This window comes from Rhodococcus sp. 008 (assembly GCF_001682295.1).
In the GTDB taxonomy this organism is placed as follows: Bacteria; Actinomycetota; Actinomycetes; order Mycobacteriales; family Mycobacteriaceae; genus Rhodococcus_F; species Rhodococcus_F qingshengii.
The window spans coordinates 5454787-5469101 of record NZ_CP012749.1 but is presented as its reverse complement, the minus strand read 5'-3'; the positions used below and the strand labels follow the sequence as shown (position 1 = coordinate 5469101).

Annotated in this window: 1 protein-coding gene; it reads right to left on the bottom strand. The window is 64.8% G+C overall.

Going from position 1 to position 14315, the window contains the following annotated elements:
- Positions 1-14286 (bottom strand): non-ribosomal peptide synthetase, encoded by a 14286-nt coding sequence (locus AOT96_RS25455; RefSeq protein ID WP_065352462.1) that lies wholly within the window; start codon positions 14284-14286, stop codon positions 1-3.
- Between the last annotated feature and the right edge of the window lie 29 nt (positions 14287-14315).

Sequence of the window (14315 nt, the reverse complement as noted above, 5' to 3'; positions counted from 1 at the left end):
TCAGCCGCGCACGTCTTGGATCTCGATCAGAGCGTCCAACTCAGCGTCGACGTCCGGGGCCGCGTGACGACCCGTTCCGACCGCAAGGTTGATCACGGGTCCGATCGCCTCCAGACCTGCCTCGGTGAACATTTCGGCGTGTGACGTGGGCACCGGACGGTCGATGATCACCCCGGAGACGAACGGTCGCCACGCCGACGCGGTTCGCAGCGGGTCGAAGGTGTCGGCGTGTGCCGAGAAGAACAGCAGATCGCCCACGAACTTGCCCGGGCGGTATCGGTGAGCCAGTTCGGCGCCGGCGGAGTATTCCTCGAACAGTCGCTCGATCCGATCGCGCGAGACCAAAGGGTGATCGCCGATGGTTTCACGCAAGAGTGCTTCGGCGTCCTCGGATGTCAGATCACGCTCGCCGGTGTCCGGGACCGAGATCCCCAACCCGCCGATCAGTTCGGCGAGAGAAGGCTGCGCGCCCGCCATCGTCGGGTCTTCGAGAACGAAGCTGTCGAGCAGAATCAGGTCGGCGACGCTCTCACCCGCGGCTTGCAACTGCACCGCCGCCGCGTGAGCGATCAATCCGCCGATGGACCACCCCAGCAGGTGATACGGACCGTGCGGCTGAACTCCGCGAATTTCCTCGACGTACCGCGCCGCGAAGTCCTCGATCAGCTCCGCCCGAAATTCGGAGTCCGTCAGGACCGGCGACTGCAGGCCGTAGAGCGGCCGGCTGGAGTCGACGTAGCGATCGAGCGCTCCGTAGCACCAGGCCAATCCGATGGCCGGATGGATGCAGAACAGTGGCTCGGCGCGGCCTTCCGGACGTAGTGGCAGGACTACCGCAAGTGCGGAGGTATCCGCGTCACTTGTCACAACTGTTGCCTCGAGTTCGAAGAGTCTGCGCGCCAATGCCTCCGGAGTCGGGTCGGAGAATATCCACGCGATGGGGACGGTCATGCTGGTGCGTTCTTTGATGGCAGCGACCAAACGCGTTGCCATGAGTGAGTTGCCGCCGAGTTCGAAGAAACTCGAATCGGCGTACGTGTCTACGTCGGCCAGATCGAGTACCTCTGCGAAAGCAGCGCAGATCGCGATCTCGTCGCTGCCTTCCGGACTGCGTCCACTCGGCGACTCCCAGTTGGGAGCAGGCAGAGCGCTGCGATCGAGCTTGCCCGCCGGTGTGGTCGGGACTGCGCCGATCACGACAACAGCGGACGGGATCATGTGCGCAGGCAGCGATATACCTGCGTGACGGCGCAGCGCGGCGGCGTCGAATTCCGCATGTGCCGGGACGACGTACGCGACGATCCGAGCGTCGACGCCCTCCCCGACGACGACGCTGACAGCCGAATGCACGGACGCTTCCGCTGCCAGCACCGCGTCGATTTCTCCGAGTTCGATTCGGAACCCTCGGATCTTGACCTGGTGGTCTGCGCGTCCGAGGTAGATCAGTGCCCCTGAGCGATCTTCGCGCACAAGATCCCCGGTGCGGTACATCCGAGCGCCTTCGGGTCCATGCGGGTCGGCGACGAAGCGCGCGGCTGTGAGTGCGGGGTTGCCGAGGTACCCGCGGGCGAGACCGTCGCCGCTGACGTAGAGCTCACCGACGACCTGGCCGGGAACCGAGTGCAGTCGGGAATCGAGAATCATCGCGTCCACGCCGCGGATCGGGCCGCCGATCGTCACGGGCTCCCCCGCGACCAGCGAATCACTGATGGTGACGGCGACGGTGGCCTCGGTCGGGCCGTACGCGTTGAACATTCGGCGCCCCGGTGCCCACCGAGATACGAGGTCGGCGGAACAGGCGTCGCCGCCGACGACGACGGCTTCGAGATGGTCGAGCCCGGCGGGATCGACAGTCGCCAAGGCGGCTGGAGTCACGAAAGCATGGGTGATCGTCTGCTCGTCGAGCAGTTCGTGCAATTCGACACCGCCGAGAACTGTCGGCGGCGCTATCACCATCGTTGCGCCGGCGCCGAAAGCCAGAAGGAGCTCGAGAACCGACGCGTCGAAGCTCGTCGAGGCGAAGCTCAGAGCGCGAGAGTGCGCGGTGACGCCGAAACGCTCCCGCTGTTCGTCGGCAAACGCTGCCAGTCCCGCGTGAGTGACCAACACGCCCTTGGGTTTTCCTGTCGAGCCCGAGGTGTAGATCAAGTAGGCCGGGTTGTCGAACTCGAGTGGCGCGTCCGGCAGTGTCTCGGAATGGACTGCCTCGATTTCGGTGGTGAATTCGATCGCATCCAACTCGATCCACGATGTGACGCCCGGAAGGTCGGCCGCATACTCGCCCCTGGTGATACCGAGTACCGCTCCACTGTCGGTGAGCATGTGCTCGATCCGCTCGGCGGGGTACGCCGGATCCACGGGAAGAAACACTCCGCCGGCTTTCGCTACGGCCCAGAGCGCGATCACATAGTCGGCCGACCTCGGAAGCGCCAGTGCCACAATCATTTCCGGCGCTATTCCGCGAGCGATCAACGCAAACGCCATAGCGTCGGAGCGTCGGTCGAGTTCGCCGTACGTGAGCGTGACGGATGTGGCGACGTCGACGATTGCCGGAGCGTGCGGATCGGCAGCGCCGCGAAGCAGCAACTCCGGCAAGGTCAAAGCATCGCCGGCCGGACGTCCGGGCAACGCACGCAGGCGACGTCCCGCAAGATCCACGTCACCGACGACGGCGGAGGGCTGGGCAGTCAGTGTCTCGACGATCGTTTCCAGCATCACTGCAAACGACTCCGCTGTATCGGTGTCGAAGAGATCCTTCGCGTAGGTGAGGGAGGCCTCGTAGCCGCCGCCTTCCTCCGTGGTCTGTTCGACAACGGTGAACTGCAGGTCGTACTTGGCGATGTCCGGTGTGATCTCGTGGGCACGAACGGCAAGTCCAGGCAGGTCCCACGTCGTCGGGTGGGCGCCGTGGAACGAGATCATCGTCTGGAACACCGGATGACGGTCGGTGCTCCGGGTCGGCGCCACCACGTCCACGACCTGCTCGAACGGAATGTCCGCGTGGGCGAAGGCGTCGAGATCGACGGAGCGGACAGTACGCAGAACGTCGACGAACGTCGACCCGGGGTCGACCGTCGTGCGCAGTCCCACCGTGCCCACGAACATTCCCACGAGGTCGTCGAGAACTCGGTGTCCTCGCCCGGCGACCGGAGATCCGATCACGATGTCGGTGCTTCGACTCAGCCTGGACAGCAGGACGGCATAGGCAGCGTGCAGCACCATGAACGGCGTCGCCGCATTGGCTCCGGCAACCGCCTCGACCGCGATCCGGGTGTGCGCCGGAAGCGAGACCGCGGTGTGGGCACCGCTCAACGACTGGGTGAGCGGACGCGCTCGATCGCTCGGAAGGTCGATCAATTCAGGTGCGCCCCGCAACGTCTCCCGCCAGTACGACGCCTGTGCCCCGAGCACGCTCTCGGATTCGTTCACCGAGCCCAGCGCTTCCCGCTGCCAGATGGCGAAGTCCGCGTAGTGCACTTCGAGCGGGGTGAACTCGGGAGCGTGTCCCGAACTTCTCGCGACGTAGGCGGTGAGCACGTCCTTCATCAACGGCGCGATCGACCATCCGTCCGCCGCGATGTGGTGGATCACGATGACAAGTGTGTGGTGCTGCGGCGTCGATTCGAGCAGGAGCGCGCGAACGGGAGCTTGGGTCGTGATGTCGAATCCACGCGACGCGAATTCTCTGGCGAGCTCTGCCGGTTCACGGGTGTCCGCATTTCCGTACTCGAGCGAGGTGAATGCATCCTGGATCACCTGGTGTGGACCGGAGTCGGAGTCGGGGAACACCGTGCGCAGGATTTCGTGCCTTTCGATCACGTCGAGGACCGCAGCTTCGAGGGCCGGCACGTCGAGTGCACCGTCGAGGGAGATCGCAGCAGGGACGTTGTACGCGGGTGAGCCGGGATCCATCTGGTTGAGGAACCAGATGCGTGCTTGCGCGTAGGACAGCGGAATTCGCTCGGGGCGGTCTACGGCGGTGATCGGTGGAAGCGCCTTCGCCCCGGCGGATGTGTCGAGCGCAGTGGCAAGTTCCCGAATTTCGGGGTGCTCGAACAGCATTCGGACAGGCACCTGCCTGCCCAACGACTCGCCGAGTCGCTGGGCCAGTCTGGTGGCGAGCAGTGAGTTGCCACCGAGTTCGAAGAAACTGTCCGACGCACTGATCTGTTCGATACCCAGCAGTTCCGCCACGACGCCGGCAACCTGGAGTTCGGTCGCGGTCGTCAGCGGCTCGACACTTCGCTCGGACGAACGCAGTGTCGGCGCCGGCAATGCCGATCGGTCGAGCTTCCCGACGGGGGTCAGCGGTACGTGATCGATCGGGGTGATCGCCGACGGCACCATGAAGGCGGGCAGTGAGCGGCGCGCATGGCTCAGCAACTCGTCCATCTCGACCGCATCGGCACCGAGCACTACGTACGACGCCAACATCGTCTCACCGGAAGCTGCGTCGACGCCCACGGTGACCGCGAACTCGACGCCGGGGTAAGTGCTGAGGACGGAGTCGATCTCGCCCAGTTCGATGCGGAATCCGCGCACTTTCACCTGGTGATCGGAGCGTCCGACGTATTCGATCGTCTCGAGCGGCGTCCACCGAACCAAGTCACCGGTCCGGTACATGCGGGTGCCGGCCGGGCCGAACGGCGCTGCCACGAATCGCGTCGCCGTCAAGGCGGGTTGGTCGAGGTAGCCGCGGCCAAGTCCCAGGCCGGCGATGTAGAGCTCACCGGTGACCCCGACGGGTACCGGCTGAGCCGAGCCGTCGAGAATTACCGCGGACACGCCGCGGACGGGCCCGCCGATGGTCACGGTCTCCCCCACGCTCAAGGCATCACTGATGCAGACCATGACGGTGGTTTCCGTCGGCCCGTAGCCGTTGAACAATCGGCGACCCGGTGCCCACTTACGGACCAGTTCGGGTGGGCATGCCTCGCCACCGACAACGATCGACTGCAAGACGTCCAGCCCGGTGGGATCGACCGAGGCCAGCGCTGCCGGTGTGATGAACGCGTGGGTCACCTGGTGATCGGTGACCAATTCGGCTAGGTCCTGGCCGCCGTAGACGTCGGGAGAGGCGATCACCATCGTCGCGCCTTCACCGACTGCGAGCAGCAGTTCGAGGATGGATGCGTCGAAGCTCGGTGAGGAGAAGTGCAGCGTCCGCGACTGCGCCGAGATGCCGTAACGCGCCGTCTGCTCGGCCGCCAACGCGCTCAGGCCACGATGAGTGACGCTGACGCCCTTGGGCTTTCCCGTCGATCCGGAGGTGTAGATGATGTAGGCGAGGTTGTCGATTCGGATCGGCGCGGCCGGAACCGGCTGCCCGACACCGTCGCCGTGGATGTCGTCCATTGTCATCCACGGAACCGGGCGGGGCAGTGATTCGATTACCGCTTCCGTCGTCACTCCGCGAGTGGCTCCGGAGTCGGTGAGCATGTGCAGAATGCGATCGGCGGGGTATCGCGGATCGACCGGAACAAACGCGGCGCCGGTCAAGGAAACGCCCCACAAGGCGACGATCGAGTCGATCGAGCGCGGAATCGCGATCGCCACAATGTCTTCGGCACCGATCCCTTCCGTGGTCAGACGGCGGGCAAGCGCCGATGCACGGGCGAAGAGATCTCGGTAGAGCACGGTGGTGTCACCGGATCGAAGGGCCACCGAATCGCCTGAACGGGTGGCGGTCCGCGTCAATATTTCGGCCAAGGTGCGCGAACTGGTCCACGCCGGACCTCGTACCGGCATCAGCGACGCCCGCTCGAGGGTGCTGAGGAAATCTAGGTCGTCGATCGCGGCGTCCGGATCTGCGGCGACGGCGCGGGCCACCGACTGCACACGCGCGGCGATCGTTTCCGCGGTGGCAATGTCGAAGAGCGCCTCGGCGAACCTGAGCGACCCGGTGATCTCGGTCTTCTCGGAATCGCCTGCCAGCAGGGTGAACTCGAGGTCGAACTTCGCGACGGACGGTTCGAGTGCTTGCGCTTCGAGATGCGCGTCGTGGACCGTGACCTGCGGCGAGACCACATTCTGGTGGTACGACAGCATGACCTGAAACAGGGGGTGTCGCGTAGTGGACCGGTCGAGATCGAGGGCGTCGACCAGCACCTCGAAGGGCAGCTCGGGGTGCGCGAAGGCGGCAAGGTCGCGTTCACGGACGACCTCGAGCAGGGAGGTGAACGGCGCTCGGTGATCGACCGGCGTGCGAAGCGGTACCGAATTGACGAACATCCCGATCAGGGAATCCAGCTCGGGTCGCCCGCGGCCTGCCACCGGGGTGCCGACCACCACGTCGTCGGTTGCACCGAGACGCGCGAGAACAACCGCCAGGATCGCGTGTACGACCATGAACTGCGTCGAGCCACTGCGCCTCGCCAAGGCGGCGAGACGCTCCCCGGTCGCCGCGTCGATGACGATCGGCACCGATCCGACGGCGGTCGTGGAGACAGATCCGCGTGGGCGATCGACCGGTAGCAGTACCTCGTCCGGGGCACCAGCCATGGCAGTGGTCCAGAAGGTCAGTTCGCGGGCAACCAGAGACTCCTGGTCGCCGACCTGTCCGAGCGAGTCTTGCTGCCACACCGCGTAGTCGGCGTACTGCACGTCGAGCGGTGTGAAAACCGGGGCGTCTCCGACGACGCGTGCGGAGTACGCCGCGACGAAATCTGCCGCAAAGGGAGTCAGGGACCAGCCGTCGAAGGCGATGTGATGGATGACGACGACCAGTACGTGAGCGAAAGTGTCCTCGCGCACCAGCATGGCCCGAATCGGCAGATCCGAACCGAGATCGAACCCACGCGCCGCGAACTCCGTCGTCGCGGATTCGATACCTTCGGATCCGCGGTAGCGCTCGACGGAGAACTGCACGTCGGAAATTGCTCGGATGACCTGACTCGGGCCGTCGGCGCTGTCGACGTAGATCGTTCGAAGCACCTCATGGCGTGCAATGACGTCCGCAAGCGCCTCCTCGAGTGCATCGCCGTGGATGTCTCCGGTGATGCGGATCGCGAACGGAATGTTGTAGACCGCGGACTGCGGGTCGAAGCGATTGACGAACCACAGCCGCTGTTGCGCAGCGGAGAGCGGTAGGCGGTCCGGGCGAGCACCGGCGCTCAGGGCAGGTCGATCGTCTGATTCTTCGGCGCTCGCCGCCAGACGTGCAGCGAGCGCTTCGACGGTCGGCGCTTCGAAGATCGAGCGAACGTCCACCGTGAGTCCCGTCGCTGCGCTCAACCGCGCGGACACCTGCGTCGCGACGAGCGAGTTGCCCCCGAGATCGAAGAAGCTGTCTCCGGCCCGGACCTCGGGCACGTCGAGCAGTGAAGCGAACACGTCGGCAACGGTTCGTTCGAGTCCGGCCTCGGGTTCACGGCCCGTTCCGAGGATTTCGCGCGGTATCGGCGTCGGCAACGCTCTGCGATCGAGTTTGCCGACCGGAGTCAACGGAATGGCGTCGATCGGGGTGATCGACGACGGAATCATGTACCGCGGCAGCGTGTCGGCGAGTCCCACGAACAGCGACTCGATATCAGCGTCGCCGCTGAGCAACACGTACGACGCCAGAGTGGTACCCGCGGCGGATTCGACGGGAATCGTCGTGGCGAACTGGACGAGAGGGGAATCCATCAGAGCAGCGTCGATCTCGCCGAGTTCGATGCGGAACCCGCGGATCTTGAGCTGATGATCGCTGCGGCCCACGTAGCGAAGGGTCAGGTCCTTGGTCCAGCGGACCAGGTCACCGGTTCGGTACATCCGGGCACCGGGCGTCGAGTACGGATGCGCGACAAACCGATCCGACGTCAGCGCGGGACGAAGGTGGTAACCACGTGCAAGGCCCGGCCCACCGATGTACAGCTCGCCGACGCCGCCGATCGGGACCGGTTGCAGCCGAGAGTCGAGCACCACGGCGTCGATTCCGCGGATGGGACCGCCGATGGTGATCGGCTCCCCCGGTGAGAGTGGGTCACTGATGGCAACCATGACAGTGGTTTCGGTCGGACCGTATCCGTTGTGCAGTCTGCGCCCGTTGCCCCAGCTCGAGACCAATTCCGGCGTGCACACGTCGCCGCCGACGACTACGCATTCCAGTGACGTCACGCCCGCCGGATCGACGGTCGCCAGCGCAGCCGGAGTGATGAAGGCATGAGTGACCTCGCGGCTTCGGAGGAACTCGCTCAACGCCTCCCCTCCGTAGATGTCGGGAGGGGCGATCACCATCGTCGCGCCGGTCGAACCGGCGAGCAGTAGCTCGAGTACGGCGCCGTCGAAGCTCGGTGACGCAAAATGCAGAGTTCGCGACCCGGCGGTGATCCGGTACCGATCCTGTTGTTCGCGAGCAAGATTGGCCAAACCCGCGTGGGTGACGACGGTGCCCTTCGGCACTCCGGTCGAGCCGGACGTGTAGATGACGTACGCAGCCGACGCCGCAGTGATCGACGCTGTTCTGTCAGCGTCGTCGATGGCAGCGTCGGAGTAGGCGGCACATTCTGCAACCGTGTCCGCGTCGCCGAGGTCGATCCAGACTGCGACGTTCCCACCGGCTGCCGGACCAGCCGCAACCTCGGCGGACCGAATTCCGATCCGCACACCCGAATCCTCGAGCATGTGCGCAACTCGATCTGCGGGATAACGGGGATCGACCGGGACGAAAACGCCACCGGCTTTGGTGACCGACCAGACTGCGAGCACGGAGTCGACCGATCGGGCGACGGCCAGTGCGACCGGTGTCTCGGGGCCGACTCCCAGGTCCATGAGGTATCGAGCGATCCGATTCGATCGACGCTCCAGCTCCCCGTACGAGAGTGAGCGCTCGGAGTCTTCGAGGGCGATCGCGTCGGGATACGTCCTCGCGGTGTCCCCGAGGATCTGCGCCAGCGTCGATTCGCCCACCGAAGCCACACCGCGTCGCGGCAATATCGCGGCACTCTCCCGCGATCCGAGTACACGAAGGTCACCAACCGGTGCAGTCGGTTCCGACACTGCCGATTCCACGAGGGTTACGAAGTTTCGCGCCAAGGCTTCGACGGTCGCGTTGTCGAACAGGTCGGTGGAATAGGTGAACGTGGCATCGATTCCTGCTGCGGCCCCGGACTCGTGACGTTCGGTAACGGTGAGCTCGAGGTCGAACTTGGTCAGCCCCGTCTCGACTGCCCGCGCCGTCATCGACACCCCGGCCAGTTCGGCTGTGTGAGCGGTGGTTATCCGCGAGGTGATGGCAGCTTGAAAGACCGGATGGTGCGCAGGCGAGCGGTCCAGTTCGAGCGCGTCCACGACGACGTCGAAAGGCACGTCCGCATTGTCGAAGGCATCCACGTCGACGGCCCTGACCTGCGACAGGTGTGCGGCGAACGTTGCGTCCCGATCGACGAAGGTCCGCAGGGCAAGAGTGTTGACGAACATGCCGACGAGCAGATCGAGAGATCTGTCCCCTCGTCCGGCCACCGGTGTTCCGATGACGATGTCGTCCGTGCCGCTGTACCTGGCCAGAAGCAGGGCGAAGCACGCGTGCAGGGCGATGAACGGCGTGGCGTCGTGATCGGCGGCAAGTACAACGAGCTTCTGATGCGTGGAAGCGCCGATTCTGATGTCGACTCCGGCTCCGCGCATGGTCGGGTCGAGTGCGCGCGGACGGTCCGTCGGCAGGTGGAGCTGCTCGGGCGCTCCCGCCAGCTGCTGCTTCCAGAACGCGATCTGTGAGTGGGCAAGTGAATCGGTGGATGACGCGTCGCCGAGGTGTTCTCGGTGCCAGAGCGTGTAGTCGGCGTACTGCACCGGAAGGGGTGCCCACTGCGGGCTGTTGCCGCCGACGCGGGCGGCGTAGGCGCCGGTGAGATCAGCAGCCAACGGCGCGAGCGACCAACCGTCGGCCACCATGTGGTGCAGAACCACTACGAGGACAGCTTCCTCGTCATCGCCTTCCTTCTCGGCGGCGACAGTGATCAGCAGGTAGCGCACCGGACGTTCGCGGACCAGATCGAAACCGGCCGAAGAGAATTCGAAGATCACTCTCTCGAGGCTTCCGCGTTCCACGTCGATCGACTCGAGCCCTGCGATCCCCTCGCCCAGGCCCAGAACCTTCTGCGTCGCGTTGTCCCCGATCTGAGGAAACACGGTGCGTAGTGACTCGTGACGTGTCACGACGTCCACGATCGCGGCACTGAGTGCGTCGGGATCGACGGCGCCGCGCAACGACACCGCCAGTGGAATGTTGTACGCACCTGATTCCGGTGCCACGCGGTTCAGGAACCACAGTCGCTGCTGCGCGGGAGCGAGAGGCAGTACCGCCGGCCGGGCCACGACCTGAATACCGTCGGCGTCCGGGGTCTGTGCCGCACGCTCGATCGTCGCCGCGATCCCGGACACCGTGGGATGGTCGAAGAGTGCACGCAGCGGCATTTTAACCCCGGTGGCTTCGGTCAAGCGCGCTACCGCCGTCGTCGCTACCAGCGAGTTTCCGCCCAGATGGAAGAAATTATCGTCGAGTCCGAGCGGTCCACTACTCAGGATGTCAGCCAGAACCGCCGCAACCTTGCCCTCGGTCGGGGTCGTCGGGGGTCGGAAGACCTTGGTGGAGGCCAGGATAGGCGAAGGCAGCGCACGCCGGTCCAGTTTTCCGTTGGTGGTCAACGGAATCGAATCGAGGACCATGAAGGCATCGGGAACCATGTAGGTCGGGAGGGCTTCGGCGGCGTGAGCTCGGAGGGCTTCGGCGTCCACGACGTCGGAAGCGGTCACATAGGTCACGAGAGCGCCGCCCGCCGGCGTCGGAGCCACGACGGTCACGGCATCGTCGATTCCCGGCGCGCTGAGGATGACGGAGTCGATTTCGCCGAGTTCGATCCGGAATCCGCGGATCTTGACCTGCGCGTCGCCGCGTCCGAGGTACTCGAGTTGTCCGGGCGCAATCCATCGTGCGCGGTCGCCGGACCGGTACAACCGTCGTCCGCCGGCATTGAACGGATCGGCGACGAACCGGCCCGCGGTGAGGTCTGGACGGCCCAGATAGCCACGGGCGAGTTGACCGCCCGCGACATAGATCTCCCCCGCGATCCCCACCGGGACCGGGGAGAGATGCTCGTCGAGCAGGTACACACGAAGTCCGTCGATCGCGTCACCGATCCGGCTGCCGGTCAGCGCACTCGCGCTCGCCCGGTCGAGTTCGAGATGGGTGACGTGCACCGTCGTCTCGGTGATGCCGTACATGTTGACGAGTGCAGGCGCGGATTCCGTGTGACTTTCGTACCCCGGGTGATTGTCGTACCAGCGCCCGAGTCGACGCAGGTCCAAGGCTTCGCCACCGAAGATCACGTACCGGAGCCGGGTCTCCGAATCGGCCCGAAGGTCGGCTTCGATGTACTGGTAGAAGGCCGAGGGCGTCTGATTGAGCACGGTGACGCCTTCTGCGGCGACCAGCGCCCGGAAGGCGTCAGGGTCGCGTGATACCTCGTGATCGACCAGGACCAGCGTTCCGCCGTGGAGCAGCGCGCCCCACAGTTCCCAGACCGAGAAGTCGAAGGCGAACGAGTGGAACATCGTCCACACGTCGTTGCCGTCGAATCCGAATTCGACGTGCGTGTTCTCGAACAATCGCACCACGGTGGCGTGGGTGACGGAGACACCTTTGGGTCGGCCCGTCGACCCCGAGGTGTAGATCACGTACGCCAGATTGTCGGCTCCGTGTCCGCGCGGGCGCTCATCGGTTTCCAGACTCTCACCGGAGTATTCGTCGGATTCGACGCCGACGACCACCACGTCAGAGTTCGGGAAGGCGGAGTTCGGGAAAGTGGAATCGGAGATGACGCACACCGGTTGCGCATCCTCGACCACGTATGCCAAACGCTCGGCGGGGTGTGCACGATCGAGTGGGAGGTATCCGCCGCCGGCCTTCACTACCGCGACAGCGGCAACGATCATGTCCACGGATTTCGGCAGCATGATTCCGACCAACGACTCGGATTGCACGCCATGATCGACGAGCTTGCGCGCCAACTGATTCGATCGTCGATCGAGTTCGCGGTACGACACGCGCTCGCTGCCCGCGACCACGGCGATCGCTTCCGGGGTCGCCCGAATGCGGTCGGAAAGGATCTCGGAGAGCGTTCGGACCGGGGTAATCGGCAGAACGGGCGGCACCAGCGCCTGGCGCGCCTCCGGGCGCAGTAGATCCACTGAGCCGAGCGCCGAGTGCGGAGTACCGACCATCGCGGTCAAGATTCGTAGATAACGGTCGGCGAGGTCCTCGGCTTGCTCTTTCGTGCCGAGCCAATCCAGAACACCGGAGATCGGCTGATCGAAATCGGCATGCTCACCAGTCGGAATCGCCAGGGAGACAAACAGTTCCGGCACGGTGGCCAGATCCGATCCGATAGGCGCACCGACCATGAGCCCCGGAAATCTCGGGTGAGCATCCAGCGGCTCCTCGAAACAGACCATCGCCCGGAACAACGGGCCCGTCTCGACCCAGCGGCCGTCACCGAGTGCGGCGGTCACCGAAGACAGAAGAATGTCTGCGTGTTCGAGAGCTTCGATTGCGACGGTGTCCACCGCACCGACCAGGTCGGTGAGCGTCATGGTGTTCGACACCGTCGAGCGAAGCACCAACTGGTTGGCGAACATCGAGACGAAATCGTCCGGATTGGAGGCGCCGTACCCTCGGACCGAGACGCCGATCGACACCTCATCGGCCGAACCGACGCGGCGCAGCAGTCCGGCCATCGCAGACTGGAACAGCACGAACAGACTCGTGTTCATCGTCGTCGCCATCGTCTCGAGGCTCCGGCAGAGGCCTGCCTCGATCTCGAGGGGCGTGGACGTTCGACCGGTTCCGGCGACGACCGGCAAACCCAGTTCCTCGGCGGGGTTCGACAAGGTCGCAGACCAGTACTCGACGTTGCGGGCGTGTTGGACTTCGGCGATCCATTTCCCCGCGGCGTCGGGGTCGATGTCCATCAATCGAGTTCCCGATTCTGCGGCGCAGAATAATTCGAGGAATTCGAGGAAACGCCGGTGGTGACGCGAGATGTCCTCGTTGGTGTACAGGTCTGGGTTCGCGGCGAAGTCGATCTGGATCTCTTCGGCTGCGGAAGTCTGATAGACGTTGACGGAGAGGTCTTCGATCGGCCCGGTCGAGATCACGTTCAGTTCGCCGTGCGCGTCCCCGAGAGTGATTCCGGAATGGAACAGCATGAGGTTGATCAACGGCCCGTGGAAGCCTCGTCCGTCGGCGATGCTGTGATCACCGGCGTTGAGGTCGCGTCGTAGGTCCTCGTGGCGGTACTTCTGATGACGCAGTGCGCCGGTGAGTTCGATCTTCACCTCGTGCAGCAGGTCCCCGACCGCGAAATGCGGATCGACGCTCGCACGTATCGGGACGACGTTCGACATCATTCCGCCGGACCTGCGAGCAGCTTTTGTCGTCCGCCCCGAGACCGGCAGGCTGAGGACCACGTCGCGGGTCCCGGTGGCCCGGGCGAGGTAAGCCGCCAGTGCACCGATCACCACTGACGACGTCGTCACGTCGTGGGCGGCGGCCAGCCGTTCGAGGGAGCTCCGCAGTTCCGTAGGTACCGTGGCCGACCGTAGGCGTGACCATGCCTGCGACGGAGCAGTCGAGGACGCGAGCGAGGTTCCGCCCGGCTTGTCGGCCATCTTGGTGTTCCAGTAGTCGCGATCGCGTTCCCACCGGGTTGAGCCCAGATAGTCGGCCTCTGCCTTCACCAACGATTGGAGGGGGGCAGTTACCGCTGGGGGAACTGGCAGATCCCGCACCGCGGCGGTGTAGATCTCGGCTGTGCGGTTCATCATCGACATCGCGCCGAAACCGTCGAGCGCCACATGATGAATACGGCTGTACCAGTAGTAATGGTCGTCGCGAAGCACCAGGACTGCCAGCCTGACCAGACGATCGGTGAACGGATCGATGGCGGTGGTGTGCTCTCTGCGCATCCATTCCTGCGCTGCAGATTCCGGATCCGATTCGGCGCGAAGATCGACCACGTCGAGGGAGTCGTCCATGTCGAGATCGAGCCACTGACGCGCAACCCCGTCCACCTCGACCAGGCGCAGATATCCGGAGCCGATCTCACGACCGGTCTGTTTGCTGGCAGCGGTCAGCAGCTCGATGTCGAGTGGGCCGTCCACGTCCACGTACTGAGCGATGCTGACGGGAATCTCGGGTCGAAGCTGTTGTGCGACAAGCAGGGAAAGTTGCGCGGCAGAAAGAGGGAAGGTGAGTTCGTCGTCCGGACGAGCTGCGGAAACGATTCCTCGGTCGGGACTGCCATCCACACGAATCTCCCTCTTACAACTTGATCATG